The 18,659-nt window shown below is 66.0% G+C and carries 20 protein-coding genes and 1 tRNA gene; 8 read left to right on the top strand and 13 right to left on the bottom strand.

What is annotated here, in order from left to right; translation table 11 throughout:
* Nucleotides 1–150 precede the first annotated feature (150 nt).
* Nucleotides 151–549, top strand: a complete 399-nt coding sequence (locus AAEP80_RS09670) for a hypothetical protein (RefSeq protein WP_420364240.1) — start codon at nt 151–153, stop codon at nt 547–549.
* Nucleotides 550–569: 20 nt separating this feature from the next.
* On the opposite strand, the gene AAEP80_RS09665 is transcribed toward AAEP80_RS09670, so the two are convergent.
* From AAEP80_RS09665 to AAEP80_RS09640, 6 genes are all read right to left on the bottom strand, one after another.
* Nucleotides 570–1,568: a hypothetical protein gene (locus AAEP80_RS09665; protein WP_420364239.1), complete on the bottom strand. Its 999-nt coding sequence runs from the start codon at nt 1,566–1,568 to the stop codon at nt 570–572.
* A complete protein-coding gene (locus tag AAEP80_RS09660) occupies nt 1,565–2,458 on the bottom strand; it encodes a DUF5677 domain-containing protein (protein WP_420364238.1) in 894 nt (297 codons plus the stop codon). Before AAEP80_RS09660 ends, AAEP80_RS09665 begins: the two co-directional genes overlap by 4 nt.
* Nucleotides 2,459–2,492: 34 nt before the next feature.
* Entirely contained in the window at nt 2,493–4,148 is a 1,656-nt protein-coding gene (locus AAEP80_RS09655) for a UvrD-helicase domain-containing protein (RefSeq protein WP_420364237.1), read from the bottom strand.
* The gene (locus AAEP80_RS09650; protein WP_420364236.1) at nt 4,145–6,085 is read right to left on the bottom strand and encodes an ATP-dependent nuclease; all 1,941 of its coding nucleotides are present in this window, start codon (nt 6,083–6,085) and stop codon (nt 4,145–4,147) included. Before AAEP80_RS09650 ends, AAEP80_RS09655 begins: the two co-directional genes overlap by 4 nt.
* 103 nt (nt 6,086–6,188) lie before the next feature.
* Complete coding sequence (locus AAEP80_RS09645; RefSeq protein ID WP_420364235.1) at nt 6,189–6,863, bottom strand: DUF3846 domain-containing protein; 675 nt, start codon at nt 6,861–6,863, stop codon at nt 6,189–6,191.
* Nucleotides 6,853–7,272 carry a hypothetical protein gene (locus tag AAEP80_RS09640; RefSeq protein WP_420364234.1) on the bottom strand — a complete coding sequence of 140 codons (420 nt, stop codon included), beginning with the start codon at nt 7,270–7,272 and terminating at the stop codon, nt 6,853–6,855. The genes AAEP80_RS09645 and AAEP80_RS09640 overlap by 11 nt, the downstream gene beginning before the upstream one ends.
* A gap of 573 nt (nt 7,273–7,845) precedes the next feature.
* Here AAEP80_RS09640 and AAEP80_RS09635 point away from each other — a divergent pair.
* Nucleotides 7,846–8,301 carry a GIY-YIG nuclease family protein gene (locus AAEP80_RS09635; RefSeq protein WP_420364233.1) on the top strand — a complete coding sequence of 152 codons (456 nt, stop codon included), beginning with the start codon at nt 7,846–7,848 and terminating at the stop codon, nt 8,299–8,301.
* Between the two features lies 1 nt (nt 8,302).
* On the opposite strand, the gene AAEP80_RS09630 is transcribed toward AAEP80_RS09635, so the two are convergent.
* From AAEP80_RS09630 to AAEP80_RS09620, 3 genes are read right to left on the bottom strand one after another with little or no spacing between them, the layout of a single operon-like run.
* Nucleotides 8,303–9,142 carry a hypothetical protein gene (locus AAEP80_RS09630; protein WP_420364232.1) on the bottom strand — a complete coding sequence of 280 codons (840 nt, stop codon included), beginning with the start codon at nt 9,140–9,142 and terminating at the stop codon, nt 8,303–8,305.
* Between the two features lie 9 nt (nt 9,143–9,151).
* Nucleotides 9,152–9,742 carry a hypothetical protein gene (locus tag AAEP80_RS09625; protein WP_420364231.1) on the bottom strand — a complete coding sequence of 197 codons (591 nt, stop codon included), beginning with the start codon at nt 9,740–9,742 and terminating at the stop codon, nt 9,152–9,154.
* The gene (locus AAEP80_RS09620) at nt 9,742–9,909 is read right to left on the bottom strand and encodes a hypothetical protein (RefSeq protein WP_420364230.1); all 168 of its coding nucleotides are present in this window, start codon (nt 9,907–9,909) and stop codon (nt 9,742–9,744) included. The genes AAEP80_RS09625 and AAEP80_RS09620 overlap by 1 nt, the downstream gene beginning before the upstream one ends.
* A 136-nt stretch (nt 9,910–10,045) precedes the next feature.
* Here AAEP80_RS09620 and AAEP80_RS09615 point away from each other — a divergent pair, with 136 nt between their 5' ends.
* From AAEP80_RS09615 to AAEP80_RS09605, 3 genes are all read left to right on the top strand, one after another.
* A complete protein-coding gene (locus AAEP80_RS09615; RefSeq protein ID WP_420364229.1) occupies nt 10,046–10,417 on the top strand; it encodes a hypothetical protein in 372 nt (123 codons plus the stop codon).
* Nucleotides 10,418–10,420: 3 nt separating this feature from the next.
* The gene (locus AAEP80_RS09610; RefSeq protein WP_420364228.1) at nt 10,421–10,888 is read left to right on the top strand and encodes an ImmA/IrrE family metallo-endopeptidase; all 468 of its coding nucleotides are present in this window, start codon (nt 10,421–10,423) and stop codon (nt 10,886–10,888) included.
* A gap of 308 nt (nt 10,889–11,196) precedes the next feature.
* Entirely contained in the window at nt 11,197–11,472 is a 276-nt protein-coding gene (locus tag AAEP80_RS09605) for a hypothetical protein (RefSeq protein WP_420364227.1), read from the top strand.
* Here AAEP80_RS09605 and AAEP80_RS09600 read toward each other — a convergent pair.
* Nucleotides 11,435–11,511: transfer RNA gene (locus AAEP80_RS09600), tRNA-Pro, on the bottom strand. The genes AAEP80_RS09605 and AAEP80_RS09600 overlap by 38 nt on opposite strands.
* Nucleotides 11,512–11,838: 327 nt before the next feature.
* On the opposite strand from AAEP80_RS09600, the gene AAEP80_RS09595 reads away from it, so the two are divergent.
* From AAEP80_RS09595 to AAEP80_RS09585, 3 genes are all read left to right on the top strand, one after another.
* Nucleotides 11,839–13,311, top strand: coding sequence for a hypothetical protein (locus tag AAEP80_RS09595; RefSeq protein WP_420364226.1), 1,473 nt, complete (start codon nt 11,839–11,841; stop codon nt 13,309–13,311).
* A 66-nt stretch (nt 13,312–13,377) separates the two neighbouring features.
* Nucleotides 13,378–15,525 carry a RecQ family ATP-dependent DNA helicase gene (locus AAEP80_RS09590; RefSeq protein ID WP_420364225.1) on the top strand — a complete coding sequence of 716 codons (2,148 nt, stop codon included), beginning with the start codon at nt 13,378–13,380 and terminating at the stop codon, nt 15,523–15,525.
* Nucleotides 15,526–15,550: 25 nt separating this feature from the next.
* On the top strand, nt 15,551–15,994 hold the full coding sequence (locus tag AAEP80_RS09585; RefSeq protein WP_420364224.1) for a hypothetical protein: 444 nt from the start codon (nt 15,551–15,553) through the stop codon (nt 15,992–15,994).
* Between the two features lie 63 nt (nt 15,995–16,057).
* Here AAEP80_RS09585 and AAEP80_RS09580 read toward each other — a convergent pair whose 3' ends face one another.
* From AAEP80_RS09580 to AAEP80_RS09570, 3 genes are all read right to left on the bottom strand, one after another.
* Nucleotides 16,058–17,179: a 5-methyltetrahydropteroyltriglutamate--homocysteine S-methyltransferase gene (locus AAEP80_RS09580; protein WP_420364223.1), complete on the bottom strand. Its 1,122-nt coding sequence runs from the start codon at nt 17,177–17,179 to the stop codon at nt 16,058–16,060.
* Nucleotides 17,180–17,420: 241 nt separating this feature from the next.
* A complete protein-coding gene (locus tag AAEP80_RS09575) occupies nt 17,421–17,909 on the bottom strand; it encodes a hypothetical protein (protein ID WP_420364222.1) in 489 nt (162 codons plus the stop codon).
* An 85-nt stretch (nt 17,910–17,994) separates the two neighbouring features.
* Nucleotides 17,995–18,480, bottom strand: coding sequence for a hypothetical protein (locus tag AAEP80_RS09570; protein ID WP_420364221.1), 486 nt, complete (start codon nt 18,478–18,480; stop codon nt 17,995–17,997).
* Between the last annotated feature and the right edge of the window lie 179 nt (nt 18,481–18,659).

Below are 18,659 nucleotides of genomic sequence, written 5' to 3'. Positions count from 1 at the left end.
GACCGGTGACGAGCTGTCGGTCAACGCTGCCCACAAGGTGAAGCACGGCCTGGCCCTCACCGCGCGCGGCGACGTCCGCATCGAGCTGATCACGACGCCCCCGGACGATCTCGGCCAGATTCCACTGAGCGCCTTGGCGAAGGGAAGTCGGTGCCGATCTTCGACCACCTTATGCTGACCTACCTCAGCCGCCCGCACGTCAAGCCGAAGCAAGGTTTGGAAGCTATCTCGCTGCGGGTCGATGTCCGTGTGGTGGTGGCGGAAGCCTGGATGATCGCGAACGTCTACGCCGCGATGTTCCACGCGCGAGCGAAGCGCCATTTCGGCGAGGAGATGCCAGAAGGCGTTGCGCCGTATCCCACGCTGGTGATCGGGCGCCTGCCGGAGTACGTCATTGGCAACCGTCCGCTCGTGGATCGGGCCGCGGTGACGTTGCCGCCGGACGGCATCATTCCCCCGAGAAAGTCTGGACTGTTCCTCCATGGCAGCTTCATGCCGATGGACGTCGACTACGAGAGCAAGGTCAGCGGAGTCGTCGTCGACGGATAGCCCACGATGTCGGCGAGGCCTCAATCCCAGAGCTTGATTCTGAAGAACCCGCCCTGAGGTGTGTCGTGGAAGTCGAAACCAAGCTCGTCCGCCCAGGTCTGGAGGTGAAGCCCCATTTCGCGAACCACTTCGTCAGTAGCGGCAATATCGACCTCGACCGTCATCGGAATGTCGCCGAGAAGCTCCACATATCGGTCCCACCACGGCTCGATGTGCTGACGCCAGCCTGGGAGCATCGCAATTTCGCTGGGTACAGGACGGAACCCCTCCTCGGTACGAAGCGCCGCGGCTAGATAGGCGAGCGTCTTCCAGAGGATGTGCAGCGCGTTGAACGTCGCGAGCATGCCGCGCTGAAAGTAGTCAGGGTCGTCTTCGGAAATCGCGGGCAGCTCCGTAGCCAGCGTCTCCTGCCATGCCTCGATCGATGCCTCGACGTTGCTTGCGGACTGCTCGACTTCGCGCCCCGTGACCTGGGAGCCCAGGTACTCAGCCAGGTGCTCCTCGATCTGCTCGCTCGCCATCGAGACGAAGTTCATCGACGCGTAGCCGAACTCTTCGCGGTCGTGCAGATCGAAGGGCTCGTCGCCGATGTGATGAATGCTGGCATGGACTGCCTCGTGCGCGGCGAGATGCTGAATCAGTCCGGACTGCTCTGCGGTTTCCTGCGCGCTTTCGAGTGGCAAGAGCCAGTAGACGGGGATCAGAATGTCGACGAATCCATCGGCGTTCGGCGGCATGGTCTTCGCCGCAACTACCCCCGCTCCGCGCTCCATCGTGAAGGGGGTGCCGGTCCGGTCCTCGCGCGCGTTCACTGTCGCAACGAGATCGCCGGTGATCACCAGTCGCGTCTTCGCACGATCTTCAGGTCGAAGTGCGTTCGTGACTGAGCCGATCAGCTGCGCGAGAGCGCCGCCATCTCCGCTCGACTCGATGCCGGCGGCGAGAAGCCTGGCGCCCTCATCACTCAGGTTCTCGACGACGATCTGAAGTCCGCCGGGGCTGTCAGTTGACCCGGTCATGATGTTGTTCCTTCGTCCTGATCGCGGTTTCCTCGCCGCTCATTGATATATCGCTCGTGGAGCTCGTCAGTCTTTTCCAGTAGCGCGATCAGCGCACGGCCCCGCTCTTGGAGGACGTCCGGAATCGACATCTCGAGGAAGATGCGGTTGTAGTCACCAAGGGTAATCAAGGACAGAAGCGCCATCGAGAGCAGCGGCTGCGGGCGGAATGGCTGCGGCCGGAGCTCTATCTCGAAGCCCCCGCTCACCTCGTCGAGGTGGTGCTTGTAGATATCCGCGAAACTCCCATGTACGGCACCGGAGCCCGTCCGATACGCCGCGTAGGCGGTTGGCCCGAGAAGCTCAAGACGCACCTGGGCGTTGGGCCAGCCGTTTTTCCGGCGTGAGGGGATATCTTCTTCGCGCACCCCGGCGGCCTTCAGCATTTCAGCGATAGAGCGATTGATTCGCTCCTCGATCGGTAGCATGACGTCACTGCGCTGAGCGACCTGCTCGCGAACGTCCTTCAAGAACTCGCGCTCCGCGATGAGGCTGTTCATCACGTAGGACGTGTACCGGCTTCCGTCCCCGGGATCGCCGAGCAGATACATCACCGTCGAGACGGAATCCATGAACTCGCGGCTCACCGCGATCTGCTGATCCCCGCCGTGCCCATCAGCGATCTGGCGGATCAAGGTCGTCATAAGCTTGATCATGCGGGCGTAGTGACCGATGACAATCGCGTGGTTGCGCGAGAGTCCGTCAGTCTGGCCCTCCGTGCGGATGCCCGCGACCGCGGCCAGGAACATCGACGTCTCCTTCAGCAGCTCAAAGCTCTCACGGACGAAAGGCACCTCGTGTGTAGTAGCTTCGAGCTCCTCAAAGTTGACAGCATGGAGTTCCGTGAGCACCGCCGGATCTAACGGGCTCGTACCTCGTGCGGATTCAGGATTCATCGGCATACCCCAGAAGTTCATCGTGCGGAGGCGAGTCCTCACTCCAGCGGTAACTCGCCCCATTTGGCTTCACGCGGTGACGAGCCGTGGAGAGCACCAGCTCGTCCTTGGCCCGTGAAATGGCGACGAAGAACTCAGCCTTCACGTCGCTGTCATTGCCCCAGAAAAACTGCGGCTCGACTCCGAAGACGACGACCTTCTCAAACTCGAGACCCTCGCACTTATGTACCGTCAAGATCCGGATGGCGTCCTCTTCCGACAGCCGGTCGAGTGCCGCAATCGGATCGCCGTCGATCGCCAGTTCGCGCTTGAAAGCGCCGGTCGCTTCCTTGATCACGTGCTTCAGCCGGTCCCCCTGTTGATACGACGGCGACAGCGCATTGAGTGACGGCCGCGTCACGAACTTTAGGAACGAACTGATGAGTGGATTCCACGACGAGTACTCGGCGGCATCGAAGCCTGGCACACGCACGGCCAGGCGAGCGTCGCGAAGCAGCGCGCGGAGCTTGCTGTCCAACACGCCGTCCACCTCCTCGATTCCACCGCGGGTCACCACGCGCACCAGCTCGGTATAGGCGGACGGTCGCCCCTCATCCGCTACGACGCGGAGGTAGTTGAAGATCAGTGCTGCGACCGGCTCCGTCGTCAAGTCTTGAAACTGCTGCTCGTTGCGATACGCAATACCAGCGGCGGTGAGGTGCTCGCCAAGGACACTCGTGATGAGGTGGGGCTGCTGCCGCGCCAGCACCGTGATCTCCCGAGGAGGAACACCCGCCTCAAGCCATTTTTGGATCAACGAGGCCACCGCGGCTGCCTCGTCTTCGTCGGTCTCGAAGCGCAGCGCTTGGAGCACGCCTTCGTCGCCGACAAGATCTTCGTCCGGGCTCGCGGCACCCGGATCCATCTCGAGAATCATGCGGTTCTGCATCCGACGCAGGCGCGGCTTCGATCGGAAGTTTTGGTACAACTGCAGGTCGGTTGCGCTGAAGTCTGCAGCAAAGGTCGCCATGACTCCGTCGAGCGCGCCCGCGAAGCGCATGATGCGCTGCTTAGTATCGCCAACGCCGATGAGCTGCACGCCGGTACCCTCGAACGCCTCCTTCAAGAAGGCGTACTGCTCGGTCGTGGCGTCCTGGAACTCGTCCATGAAGACGTGGCTGTAGGTCTGCCGAAGCGCCTCTCGTGCGTACTCGTTCTTCTTCAGGATCTCCAGGGCGAGCGGTACAAGGTCGTCGAAGGTGATCTGCTCGTTCTGAATTCGGGCACGCGCGTCGAGCCGGTAGTCCGCGTTGAGGGCGTTCAGGCCGGTAAGCGCTGGACGGAAGTTGTCGACGAGCCGCTTGGCGAAGGCGTGGAAGGTGAAGCTGTCGAAGCGAGCGGCGTACTGCGAGCCGGAGCGCAGTCGAACGCGGGACTGAAGATTGCGGGCTGCGTCGACCTTGAATGAGATCGCCAGGATCCGCTTGGGATACGGACTCGCGCCGGTTCGGAAGAGGAAGTCCGCACGCTGCGCCAGCAGCTCGGTCTTACCCGCGCCAGGGCCGGCGGTGACAACGATGTTGGCTGCCGTTTCACGCACGGCCTTCAGCGCGTTCGGTTCGAGCTCCAGTCCGCCGACCGGATGCCAGTTATTGGGATGGATCACTCGGGAAGGGCCCCCAGCTTCGCACGCACGTCCGCGACGAGCCGCTCGAGTACCTCGGGAAGGTCTTCGAGTAGCTCCTCGTCGGTCAGCGCCGCCATCGCCCGAAGGTGTGACGCAGGCTTGCTCTTCAGATCGAACAGCCGGTGATAGTCGTCGAAGAGCTCGCGGACGCCGCTCGGGAGGCGATCCTCGTTCGCATGCGACTTGCCGAGCACCGCAGCGATGGTCTTGTCGTCGGGCGTACCAACAGACTCCACTCCGTAGGCATCCGGAAACGCCTCGAGCATCATGAGGTCGAGATCGACGGGGTGCGAGAAATAGACGCCCTTTGTCTCGAGGGAGTTGACGGGGCCCACGCCGCCAGCGATGCACGGATCTACGAGTTCCGGGAAGTCGACGACGTCGTTCCACTTCCGAAGGCCTTCGATCGACGCGTCCGCATACGTGCCGGGCGTCAGCTTGTTGTACTGCTTCAGCGCGTTCCGAACGCGACCCCAGCCGCCCTGATGGCGCCCGGAATCAAGGTCGAGCAACGTCACGTGTGGGATCTCCAGCTCGTGGAGGAGACGCCAAAAGTGATTGACGTGGCGACCGCCGAGCGGAACGACCGAGACTGAGGCATCGTCCTCGGCGACGCCGGCCGCAGCAAGGACGCGAGGCAACACGATCTGCTCGCTATCTCCCTCACCAAGAACGACCAGACGCGAGAAGTAGAGCTCTGGGAATGCGAGCACGGCTTCACGCACGTACTTCCCTGTCTCATCGCTCGTCGTTGGTAGCAGGATGCGGCGCACCTGCGACTGGCGGGAGCTGTCGAGGCGCAGGAAGCAGATCGACTCAGGATCGACCCGGCGGAGCAAGGCCGGTGAGTGCGTCGCGATGAGGGACTGCGAGTCGCCGTGCTCTGCGGCCGTCCGGAGCTGGCGGATGATGCGACCGAGGTACTGCGGAGCCAAGCTGTTCTCCGGCTCCTCGAGCGCGATCACGGTGTGAACGGGAGGGCGCAGGCGGTGCTGATCGAACGAGGTCTCGGTGCCATTCAGCACTTCCCGCGCGAGGGACTGCCAGGTGAGCACGAGTGAGATGTAGAGCAATGACTTCTGTCCGTCACTTAGCCGATCGAACGGAAGCGACGAGCCGGCCGGGGACGGTGCGAACGAAACGGTAAGCTGGCGGAGCACACTCTCTAGATCGCCACTGCCAAACGCAATCGACGGGTCGGTGAAGAAGGCGCCGGAGTGGAGACCCTTCCACTCCCCCGCGAGCTGAACACCGATGCTCTTTACGGCGTCATTGTCAGCAAGCGCGTCGGTGAGACTCTTCGACAGCGTGTACAGTGTCGCGCGCTCGGCAGTCCAATCCGCAGCGCGTAGCGCGCGACCGACCAACGACGCGGTCGTGTAAGCGATGTGCTCGGCCGGATCGCGGCGCGCAGGCAGGTAGTGCACCTCTATGTTGGCGCGGTCGAAGCGCGACATGTCGGCTCGCTGCAGCGGTTCTCCGTCCGCATCCGCTTCGAGGATGTACTCGAGCTTCTCCTCGATCACATTGTCGGGAGCGATAGTGGCGGTGAGGCGGACGCGGATCCGCGGAACCCCGTCCTCCGTAGCGATTCGCATGTGCGCGAAGTTGGGCGGGACCGAAGCGTGGTCGCCTGATGCGCCCGACTCGGGCACCTCAAGGTCTACCTCGATCCACAGCACGGGGCTAGCGACATGCACATCTGCTGCCGTCTGCCCATTCGGGATGTGGAAGTCCGAGTGACGAACTTTGCGCTGCGCCGACAGCGGGCTGAAGAGCCGCGAGAGCGCCTCGAGCACAGCCGTCTTGCCGGCGCCGTTAGGTCCGAGCACGTAGGTGACGTCGCGCAGGGCGATCTCAGTCGGGTCGGTGCCGAACGATTGGAAGCCGGACATTCGAAGGTGGGTGATCTGCATCAGGCGTCCTCGTCTCGATGCGCGTGCGAAGAAGCTCGACGGGACGGACGAGCGCGCTGGGTGAGCTGGAAATGCTTCATCGGGTGCATTCTCCTTTGTGCCCTTAGTTATGAGGCAACGGACGCGCCGTGGCAATAGGCCAGATGTTGTGACTTGAGCAACGAGGTCGGCCCGAAACGGAAGAGCGGCGACCACGAGCGACGAGCCTGTCGCTGCTCAAGTGGTCGCCGCTCCTCAGATGAAGGAGAGCGCGCGTGGATGGATCCGAAACTGGACGCCCGGTCGAGCGGAGCGCGTCAGCAACATGCACCAGACCGCCGCCTCGAACACCGTGCCGAACTGCGCACGTCACTAGCCGGAGTCGGCCGGCGTGGGCTCTCACGTCGATGAGGAACGTCGTCGCCTCGAACACATCGCGCACGAGCTCCTCCGGCACATCGCCGTCGTTCTCGATGCCGAGACCCGAGAACACCACGTCGCCGAAGAGGAGCGGATGCTTCATCGGGTCGACGGCGTGAAGCCAGGCCAGTGCCATCGCCCTCGTGTTGAGCGGCGCAAAGTCACGATGGGCGGCCTCGTTGACGTACATCGTGGCGTTCATGCCGGGCGCTTCGATTATCTCGAGCCCGCCATCGACAGCCTCCGGGAAGGCGCCGATGTCGGGCATCTCCTGGAGCCGCGGTGGGCGGCCCTCGTCGTGCGGGATGACGATGCATTTCACCATCGCTCCCACCTCCTTACTGTTGTCGCGGCCGAGATCTCGGTAGTTATCTGACAAGCCGCGAGGCAGCAACGAGGACAGGTGGTTGAAGCGCCGAGACGCCCGGGAGAGCACTGGCGGTACTCGATCTCGGCCGCCCGGTGCGGGTCAGGCCGAAGACTGCTTGGTAGTGCGGCCGCCACGCGGCGGAGCGCCCCCGAAGATGGCCTCGATCGCGTTCTGCTTGGTCTTGGCCTCGCGCTCGATCTCGGCCCGCACCCACGGTGCGCTGCAGCACCTTCGGATCGGAGTTGCTCGTCTCGACCCAGGACTCCAGCGCCAGACGGATCTCCTCTGTGACGCTCCGGTCGTTGAGCTGCGCGATCACTTCGATCTGCGCTCGCAGATCATCAGTGATGCGCACGCTCAGCGGACGGATGGGACCGAGAGCCGTGGCCGGCACCTCGGGCAGTTCGTTCTCGCTCATCGCGAGCCTCCTCATCGGATGCGGCCGACGAACCCCGGATGGGTTCCTCTAGATGAAGCCGCTGCCCGGCGAGGAGGACTGCTGAGTATGACGACTCGGGTCATGACGTCAATGCGCCGGTCGCAAACGATGTCGATTCCACAACGTCGCTCCGGTGCGATTCACTGGTGAAAGCGCTTGACGATCTGACGCCGAGCAACGAGCGAACGGGGCAGGCATGGCGTTGACACTCAGTCCGCTTCTCGTGGACGCGGGGATCGATCCCGCGAAGGCGCTCGTCATCCGCCACGCGTTCGCGCAGGAGGCCGGAGAGAGCGGCCTCACCGGACTTCACGCCAACTCAACGCACGCGGAGATCTTTGAGTACACGCGGAGGCAGTCCGCGAGCGCGCGGAGCTTCCCGTCCGCACCTCCGCCGATCTGGGTCGTCTTCATCAAAGAAGGCGGCGACCAGGCACGGTTGTGGTCCGTCGTGGAGAACCACGGTGAGGTCGAGAACAACGGCATCATCCGCACCTTCGACATTGCCGAGTCAGAGCACATGGCAGACCTACGCAACCGGCTCGTCATCGGATGGCGATCCCCGCGCACCTGGAGGATGAACGCCACGACGGCGCGAGCTACCCCGTGGTCGGCATTGCCGACGCCGAACCTATCCCGTCCTCCGGCTTTGACCGACTCGTCCTGAATCACATCCAGCTGCAAGCCGTCATGCGGGAGCACCGATACGCCTCGTGGCGCACCGCGCTCGCGTCAGTGGTCGGGATCTACCTCATCACGGACACCCGAGATGGCCGGCACTACGTCGGCAAGGCCGACGGCGAAGAGAGTATCTGGCAGCGCTGGAATGCCTATGCCACAAACGGGCACGGCGGCAACGTCGAGCTGCGTCATCTCGATCCGAGCAGCTGCCGCTTCTCACCCCTGCGCGTGTTTGATCCGTCCACGCCAACCCGCGACATTGACATCGCCGAGAGCCACTTTAAGGACGCGCTCGACAGCCGCCGGCACGGGCTCCATCGCAACTGACCTAGTTCAACGCCTCATCAGCAACGAACGGCCGGATTGCCATCCAGTCGACGTCGTCGTTGACGAAGAAGTATTGCCGGCCGCCCGGACCATGGCGGAGCTTGCCCATGATCGCGAAAAAGGATCCCGACAGGTCTTCGAACTCTTCGAGGCCGGAGCGCTCGAGCAGCGTCGCGAGCTCGTCTTCCTCGATCACGATGGTGGGCGACCCGCGGCCGGTGTTAAGCCAGGCGCCGCCGTCGTCCTTTGGGCGAGGAAAGCGGATCGTGCCCCAGTAGACACGGAGACGGTTCCGGTGCTTGTCTTCGATCTCCGAGAGATGCACGCACCCGGACTTGACTGTCTGACGGGTGTCGTCTGACATGATCAGCAGCGTCTGGCTGCGCCGGAACGCCTCGCGCATCACGAGCTGACGAAGGAGTCGACCAAGTCCCATCGAGGACTGGCGCACGTTACCTCGACCCCGACGGGTGTAGCGGACAGCCGATCCGCCAGTCGAGGGCGGCGCTGTCGGGTCGTGGCGAACGTGCCGGATGGCGCGGCCGCGGTTCGGGTCGATCCGGAAGATGTCGCCCGCGTTGATGAGTTCGTCGACCTCATCGAGGGGAGCACCGCCACCGTCATCGGTGACGAAGGAGGCAAGCTCGCAGTTCTCGCGGTGCGGTCGAGCACCGAAGCAGGCGCGACGACCGTTGCGGGCCTCGCGGATGAAGTAGGCGTCGGCTCCGCACCCGGTGCAGATCAGCGTCTCGCGCAAGGCATCCCGCTCCCCCGAACTCAGGGCAGCAAAATCCTCGGCGTCCCAGACGGCGCCGGTCGTGCGACTCTTCGCTTCCTCCACGATCAGCCCCTAAGCGGCCAGGCCGCGGAACTCCGCGCCAAGCTCGTCGAGCCACTCATCGATGCCGTCGGTCGGTGCTGCGGCGACCGCGAAGGTGCGGCGCACGTCGATGAAGACCGGCTCGAGATGCGCCTCGTGGCCGTCGCGGGTCAGCAGGTGCCGGACTCCCGCGAGCGTGTCGTCCCGAAGCTCCTCCTTATTGAACCAGACGTAGGCAGCCTCGGCGTGCCCATCGGTCCACTGCTCGGAGAAGAGCGGGTTCACGCGAACCTGCAACCCACCGATCTCGATCCGGGCGGCGTGCGACGGGATGTGGCCGGCACCGTTCCAGCGCGGCGCGACGCCGTCCCAGCGGACGCTGATCTCCTCGAAGCTCGGGCGACGACGATCGGGAGCCGCCTGCGCGACCTGACGGAGCGCCTCACCGTCACGGGTGGTCTTTCGGTCGCGGTTGATCGCGTGCCGCATGGGACGCCAGAAATCCGTCGCAGGTTCGTAGTCGCTGCGCGACTGCTCCGCGATCTGGCGCGCCAGACGGGAACGAGCCCGCGGGGTGGCGTTGGCGAACTTGATGAACGCCCCGAGCCCGATCTCCATCATTAGTCCTCTCGTCGGACGCCCTTGAAGGGCTTCCCGTCGCTCTTGCCGTCCATGAAGCGCCCCGTCGAGGTGTCCCACTTCGCGTGGGTCTGGGTCTTGGGGTTGTAGGTCTGCGAGCGCCCCGTCACTGCGCCCTGCCGGTAACCCTTGCCGGTGTTCTTCGCCATGTCTTCCTCCTTGGAAGTGTTCTATTAGCAAAACAGTGACTCAAGAGTAACACGGCGTTCCAGTTGCGCAACATCTCATCACTCACGGGTTACGCTGGAGGTGCGGGCCGCAACGGCTCAGAAAATTGGGAGCCTCATGCCAGACACAGTCATCGACGTAGCGGGCCTCGCCAGCGCACTCGAAACGCGAGTCAAAGCAGACGAGATCTCTTGGCGAACGGCCGCCGGCCAAATCGGCGTCAGTCCGTCGCTTCTCACCCGACTGCGCAACGAACAGCGCCCCGACCTTGATGCGTTCGCGCGCATTGTCCGGTGGCTACGAATCCCCGCCGATCAGTTCATGGTTGACGCCGACGAGCTCGCCAACCGAGAAGAGCCGGAGCTCGGCTCGTCGATCAACGCGCTGCTTCGTGCGCGCAACGACCTCGACGAACAGGACAAGCAACACCTTGAATCGATCCTGAAGTCAGGACTCGACTACTTCCGCTCCACGAGGAAGACGAGCTAAGTCATGAACAAGGCTGCTCTCGGCCGACTCGCCATGGAGGTGAGGAAGGACTACGACCTGTCAGAGGACGTGCCTTTCGATCCGTTCCACTGGTCGGGCGAGAACGGCATCCCGTTCATCTCGCTGCGGGACTTCACCGCAGACGCAGCGGCCATGCGCCGCTTCCTGGAGGAGAAGCCCCACGTCTGGTCCGCGGCACTCCTCCGCGATGGTCGACGCAGCCTGGTGATCTACAACCCTGAACGAAGCAACGAGCGCATACGCTCCGACCTGTCGCACGAGGTCGCGCACTTCGAGGCCGAGCACGACCCGTCGCCGGCTTGGACGGGCGCCGACAGCAGCTGTGGCGGTACCTCGAAGGCCCAGGAGAAGGAAGCCGAAGAGTTGGCCGGGGCACTACTGATTCCGCAGGAGAAGGCCAAGATCGCGGTCATCAGGGGCATCGCGCCGCTCGTCGTCGCCAACCGCTAGCAAGTCAGCATTGAGATGGCGACCTGGCGCATGAAGATGTCCGGCGGCTACGCCATCCGAGAGCGCAGCCGACGGAAGTGGGGCAAGACTGGCTAGTCGCCAGCCGGTGACGGCCGATCCAGACCTAGACCGGGCACCGTCTAGCTACTGATCGCTATCGCTGGTCGGTTCCCCAGATGCCAGCCCCTCAGGAATCATTTCCGCGTACTCCTCACGAATGAACGCGAGTCCCTCGGCAAGTGACGGATCGAACTCGAGCGAGCTGGTCACGAAGTCGAGACCGCGCTTGCTCTAAGCGATGATGTCACTTGCTCCTCGCGTTCTTCAGCAAGCTGCGCGTCTACGACGGCCCGGAGGGCCTTCGCGTCGAGAGCGAACGCACCGAGATCAACGACCCCCTTCACGCCTGGCAGGCGCAGCAGCGCCACGCTGCCGCTGACCACGTCGCAGACAAAAGTAAGAGAGCCTCCCGCATTTCTGCGGAAGGCTCTCTTAGTTCGACCTCCACTGGCCTCAACGAGTCCAATGGTTTAAGCAACTCAATAATGGTCGGGCTGACAGGATTTGAACCTGCGACCCCTTGACCCCCAGTCAAGTGCGCTACCAAGCTGCGCCACAGCCCGTGAGCCCTTGCGGACTCGGAGTCCCGGAGGACTCCGCCACCCACACCCGACCGAGCGCGGAGCAGCCCGACCAGCATAGCGGACGCCGGACCCCTGCCGCGCCACGTCCTGTCCCGGTCCCGCGTCCGGGCATCGAGTGCGCAGGAACGGGGACCTCCCGGTGCTGGAGGCCGCCACGTCCGCGCACTCGATCTCGCGCGCTACCGAGTCAGCGCCCACAGCGCCACCGAGCCGGCGCCAGAGCGACCCGAGAAAGCACCACACAGCGACACCGCCCGCCCCACCCCGGACATGCAGCGCCCAGCACCCGGCTCGTAGGGTGGCCCGATGCGTTCCCGTACCGCCCGTGCCCTCGTCGCACTCGCGGCAGCCGGCCTCGTGCTCGGCGCCGCCGGATGCACGAAGGCCGAAGCCCACGACGACCGGCCGACGCTGACGAAGGCCTCCGCCGACACCGTGACCGTCGCGGACGAACAGGATCCCGTCGAACGGTCGATCCGGGCGAGTCGCGCACTCTTCGCCACCGCACCCGGCGCCGTCGTCGCGCCAGCCGGGAACGACAGTGCCATCGAGACCGCGGCCGACGCTGCGACGAGAGCGCACGTCCCCCTGCTCCTGACCAGCACGAAGCAGGAACAGACCGTCGCCCGCGAACTCGACCGCCTCGGCGCCACCTGGTACCAGGCCGAGGGCGACGTCCGCATCGACACCGACGCCCAGCGGCGATCCGCGCCGGAGGACGGGGACGCGCCGGAGTCGACCCGGTCCTCCCGGCCGACGACCGTGGTGGTGGCGGACGGGACGGCCGACGCTGCCCCGGTGGCGACCGCGAAGGCGGCCGGTGCACGCGTGGTGACCATGCCGGACGGCGTCACGGACCCGGCGGCGGCACCCGACGTCGTGACCGCGCTCCACGACCACCGCGACGCGCCGACGCTGTTCGTCGGGTCCGCGTTCGGTGGGCTCGGCGACCCGACGTGGACCGTCCGCGCTGCGGAAAGTGGGTTCCAGCTGCCGCATGGCGGGCAGCGACCGTTCGACGGGCACCGGTACGTCGCGATGTACGGCGCACCGGGGGCGCCGTCCCTCGGCGTGCTCGGCGAGCAGGACCCGGCGGCGTCCGTGTCGCGCGCGAAGCAGCTCGCCGCGTCGTACGACGACGTGTCCGACGAGCCCGTGACCCCCGCGTTCGAGGTCATCGCCACCGTCGCGGCCGGTGACGCCGGCGCCGACGGGGACTACTCGACCGAGCTCCCCGTCTCGACGCTGGAGCCCTACGTCGACGCCGCGCACGACGCCGGCATGCCCGTGATCATCGACCTGCAGCCCGGCCGCTCGGACTTCCTGTCCCAGGCGAAGCGGTACGAGTCGCTCCTGAAGCAGCCCGGTGTGTGGCTCGCGCTCGACCCGGAGTGGCGGCTGACGGCGGACCAGGTGCCCCTGCAGCAGATCGGGAGCGTGAACGCCTCGGAGGTGAACCAGGTCTCGGACTGGCTCGCACAGCTCGTCCGATCCGAGGGGCTGCCGCCCAAGGCACTCGTCCTGCACCAGTTCCGGCTGTCGATGATCCAGGACCGCTCGTCGCTGGAGTCGCACCCCGAGCTCGACCTGCTCATCCACGCCGACGGGCAGGGATCGCAGCCGGACAAGCAGGCGACGTGGAAGGCGCTGCACGCCGACGCGCCAGCAGGCACGCGCTGGGGCTGGAAGAACTTCTACGACGAGGACCAGCCGATGCTGACGCCTGCGCAGACCATGCAGGACGTGGCGCCGACGCCGTCGCTGGTCACGTACCAGTAGCGCGCGTTCTCCACAGCCTGGAGGCTCGGCCTGCGTTTCATCGGTCGGGCCTGACAACATGGGGCCATGGACACCCCCGTTGCAGCCCCGCCGAACGCCTCGCCTTCTGCAGACATCGCTGCCGAGGCGCAGGCAGCGCTGGCTGCGCTCACCGGGCGTCCCGACGCCGTCTTCCACCCCGGCCAGCTCGAGGCAATCTCCGCCCTGGTCGAACACCGGCAGCGCGCACTCGTCGTCCAACGCACCGGGTGGGGCAAGTCCGCGGTGTACTTCCTCGCGACCCTGCTCCTGCGGCGTCGCGGCGGGGGCCCGACGGTGCTCGTGTCGCCGCTGCTGGCCCTGATGCGGGACCAGGTCGCTGCCGCTGCCCGCGCCGGTGTCCGGGCCGTGTCGATCAACTCCGCGAACGCCCACGAGTGGTCCGACACGCAGGCCGCGCTCGCCCGTGACGAAGTGGACGTCCTGCTCGTCTCCCCCGAGCGGCTGAACAACCCGAAGTTCCGCGACGAACAGCTGCCGACGCTGGTCGCCCGGATGGGCATGCTCGTCGTCGACGAAGCGCACTGCATCTCGGACTGGGGCCACGACTTCCGGCCCGACTATCGGCGCCTCGCCGAACTCATCCGGTCCCTGCCGCACGGCGTGCCCGTGCTCGCGACCACCGCGACCGCGAACGAGCGCGTGGTCGAGGACGTCGCCGAGCAGCTCACCGCGGGGCCGGCAAATCCGGTGTTCACGATCCGCGGGTCGCTGGCTCGCGCTTCCCTGCGTCTCGGGGTCCTGACGCTCCCCGATGCCCGAGCCCGGCTCGGGTGGCTCCTGGCGCACCTCGGCGACCTGCCGGGCAGCGGCATCATCTACACGCTGACCGTCTCCGCGGCAGAGGACATCGCGCGGCTCCTGCGCGAGAGTGGCCACGCCGTCCGCGCGTACACCGGGCGCACGGACACCGACGAGCGCGAGCAGCTGGAACAGCAGCTGAAGGGCAACGAGCTGAAGGCCCTCGTCGCCACCAGCGCCCTCGGCATGGGGTTCGACAAGCCCGACCTCGGGTTCGTCGTGCACGTCGGGGCGCCGTCCTCCCCCGTCGCCTACTACCAGCAGATCGGACGTGCCGGCCGAGCGACGGACAACGCCGACGTGCTCCTGCTCCCCGGGTACGAAGACCAGGAGATCTGGAAGTACTTCGCCAGCGCCTCGATGCCGACCGAAGCCCGCGCCTCCGCGGTCCTCGGCGCGCTGTCGACCGACTCGGCGATGTCGACGGTCGCACTCGAAGGGCTCGTCGACATCAAGCGGTCCACCCTCGAGCTCCTGCTCAAGGTCCTCGACGTCGACGGCGCCGTCCGTCGGGTGACCGGAGGATGGGTCTCGACCGGGCAGCCGTGGGAGTACGACGCAGCGCGCTACGAACGCGTCGCCGCCGCCCGTGCGGCCGAGGCCGCATCGATGCTCGACTACGAGTCGACCTCCGCCTGCCGGATGCAGCTCCTGCAGCAGGACCTCGACGACCCATCGGCAGAACCCTGCGGCCGCTGCGACAACTGTGCGGGCGCCTGGTACCCGGCTGACGTCCCTGAGGGGGCAGCGACCGGCGCGGCCTCGGCACTCGACCAGGTCGGCGTCGAGATCGCTCCCCGCGCGCAGTGGCCCTCGGGCATGTCCGCGCTGAACGTGCCCGTGCGCGGCAAGCTCGCCGCCGACGAGGTCGTCGCGCCCGGTCGCGCCGTCGCCCGTCTGACCGACCTCGGCTGGGGCGGTCCGCTGCGTGCGCTCTTCGCGTCCGGGGTCGCCGACGCACCGGTCTCGCGCGAACTCCTCGACGGCTGCATCCGGGCGCTCAAGGACTGGCCGTGGGAGACCCGGCCGACCGGTGTCGTGGCGATGTCGTCGCAGTCCCGGCCGCAGCTCGTCTCGTCGCTCGCGCAGGCACTGTCGTCGATCGGGAAGCTCGAGTTCCTCGGGACCCTCGACCGCACCGGTGGGACCCAGCGGGGCGATGGTGCGACGAACAGCGCCTACCGGCTCGCCGGCGTGTGGGACAGCTTCACGGTCGGGCCTGCTCTGTCTTCGGCGCTGCAATCGCACCAAGGACCGGTGCTGCTCGTGGACGACCTCGTCGACAGCCGTTGGACGATGACCGTCGCCGGGCGGGAGTTGCGACGTGCCGGTGCGTCAGCCGTGTTGCCGTTCGCGCTTGCGACAGTCGCATAGGGTCGTCTCGAGGGGGGCAGAAGCCATGGACGTCGCTCAAGACTGGCGAGGAACGCCGTCACCGGCCCCGGTCGACCACGCTCCGCTCCCCTGGTGGGCACTGCCCGCATCGTCGCAGCCCCTGTCCGCAATGCCGTCCCCGCGGTCGCCGGAGGGGCGACGAGAACGGAGATGGGGCGACACGCCGTTCGGGCTCGCCGCATTGATCACCGCACTCATCGCGCTCACTGCGGGCATCATCGCCATCATCGTCGGCGTGTTCTGCGTGGGGTTCATCACCGCGTTCGGAGCACCGCTCGACGTCACCCGTCCGGCGATGGCGGGGTTCGCCGTGCGAGGATCGGCGATCACCGCGGCTCTCCTCCTCGTCGCGCTGGTGCTCCTCGTCGTGGGCCTGTTCCGCCGACTCCCGCCCCGGTGGTGGATCGCCCCTGCGCGACGCTCCTCGGCCTCGCGATCGCATCCCTGATCTGGTTCCACCCGGGGACCCACATCTCGTGGGACTTCTCGTCCTGACGAACGGTCGCCGAACTCAGGCGGTGGGCCAGACTCGATTCGCGATCTCCACCACGGAACGCACCTTCGCCCACTGCTCGTCCTCGGTCAGGACGTTGCCCTCCTCGGTCGACGCGAAGCCGCACTGCGGGCTGAGCGCCAGCTGCTCGAGCGGCGCGAACTCAGCGGCCTCAGCGATCCGACGTTCGATGACGGCCGGATCCTCGAGCTCCCCCGACTTCGAGGTGATCAGCCCGAGGACGACGACCTGGTCGCCCTTCGGCAGGAATCGCAGCGGCTCGAACCCACCCGCGCGGTCGCTGTCGTACTCCAGGAAGAACCCGTCGTAGCCCGTGTGCCCGAGCATCTGCTCCGCCACCGGCTCGTACCCGCCCGACGCGATCCACGTCGACCGGAAGTTCCCGCGACACACGTGCGTCGTCACGACCAGGTCGTCGGGCCGACCGTCGAGGACCCGGCGGATGATCGTGGCGAACCGCTCCGCGATGCCGTCGGTCTCGATCCCCTGAGCCCGTGCCTTCTCCATCTCCACGTCGGAGCACGCGTAGGCCCAGGCCGTGTCGTCGAGCTGCAGGTAACGGACGCCGGCGTCGTAGAACGCGGCGATCGCGTCGCGGTAGGCCTGCACGAGGTCGTCAGTGATCGCATCGCGGTCGGCGTAGTGGTCCGTGCGGATCTGGTCCGCGTCGAGCCGGAAGTCGAACACGGTCGGCGACGGGATCGTCATCTTCGCCGTCACGCCGCGCTGCGCTGCCTCGGCGAGCACGAACGCGGCGTGCGCGAGGAACGGGTGATCGGCTGGGAAGGACACCGGGCCGGTGACCCGCATGCCCTTCGGGGTGGTCTCGACACCCTGGAACGCGATGCCGTGGTCAAGCTCGACGACCTCGACGCCGTTCAGGCGACCCCAGAAGTCGAGGTGCCACCAGGCACGGCGGAACTCTCCATCGGTCGCGAGCTGAAGGCCGGCCTCGACCTCGGAGTCGATCAGGCCGCGAATCGCCTCGTCCTCCACGGACTGCAGCTCGGTCGGGTCGATCGTGCCCGCGGCAGCTCGCTGCCGAGCGTCCTTCACACTGGCGGGGCGGAGGAAGCTGCCGACGATGTCGGCACGGTACGGCGGTCGCTGCGTGGTCATCAGTCGATGCTATCGACGGTCTCCTGCGGCGCATCCGCTCAGGGAGTGATGACCGCGACGGCGGGGAGCACTTCACGGCTGCCGAACCCTCTCCACCCGAACGCGGCGAGCACCCACGGAGGGAAAGCGACGACGGTCGCGATCGGGAGTGTCCACCAGGGATGGCGCCATCTCTTGCAATCAGCGCCAGCGCTCCGTTCCGTCCCCACCGTCGGCAGCGTATCGGCCGTCGTCCCACGCGTCAGTATGTGCGAGGTCGCTTGAAGTCATCGGGAAGGCGGATGCAGGGTGAGGCCGAGTCGATGTCCAGCACGGTGCCGTGGTCCCACACGGTGAGCAGCATCTGAACGCCGTCATCCGTCGTGATCGTGTATCGGCGGCGCCCCGAGAGCAGTTCGTCCTCCCGCACGTCATCACCGCGTTCCTCGGCTCGAACGGCCAGTGTCTTCTGCGCACCGGCACCGTCCTCGCCTTCCCGCAAGGACGCTCTGATATTCCCGCTCCACACGTATCCACCGGAGCACCGGAGGAACGACCCTTCGGACAGCTGCTCGATGTCGATCACGTCCCCCTTCGGGAGGAGTTCCATGGCCGCGCGCTCGGAACGCTGCGTCAGCTCCTTCGCGGCAGCGATGCGTTCCATCGGGTCGCCTTCATCCACAGCATTTGCGGCGCATCCGGCGAGGGCACCCACAACGGATGCGACGCCGACTGTCTTGACGATCCGCATCAATCGCTCTCCCCTCACTCGCACCCGAACTCCCGCTGCGTCACCGGTCGGTCCACTCGTTGCGCAAACGTCCTGGGCCGACGGTTCAGAATTCGCCGCCTCGGTAGAATTCCTTCGGAAGAGAGAAGCAGTCCGAGAAGGAGCCTCCATCGATGCTGTGCGGTGCGCTGTCCAGCAACACAGAGACCCCCTCGTGGTCCGACACCGTGATGCGCTCCGTCCCGTTGAATGACTTGCTTTGCTCCACCTCCAAGCCCGCGTCGTCCGCACGCTGGCCGAGCTCGCCGAGGACGAGGTCTGGCCGTGCGTCTGTGCGCAGATTGATCGTGATACCGCCCGCCCACATGTCACCGTGCTCGCATGATTGCAACGAGCCGTTCGGAAGCTGCTTGATGTCATCGACGACCGTGTCCGGCACGAGTTCTGCCACACGCTGCTCGAACCGTTGTGTTCGTGCTTTTGCGTCAGCCACTCGCTGCTTCGGGCTCTGCGCCACAGTCGAGGTGTTGGCGGCGCATCCGCTCAGGAGCGCGACCCCCATCGTGATCGCGAGGATTCGTGCGGTCCTCATCCTCGACTCCTCGCTTCGGGCAGATCATGGCACGCCGTACCCGTTTTCACACAATTCATCCGCGACCCTGCCTCGCCATTCTCCATTCAGCGTGATTCATTTGACCGGTCCAGTGGTGAGAGTCTCGCCGTGCCTGGTCGAGGGCCCCCAACGCGAGAGCGATCATCACCGCCGCGGCC

Source organism: Curtobacterium sp. L3-7, assembly GCF_048756585.1.
Lineage (GTDB): Bacteria > Actinomycetota > Actinomycetes > Actinomycetales > Microbacteriaceae > Curtobacterium.
This window is presented reverse-complemented; position numbering and strand designations above follow the sequence as displayed.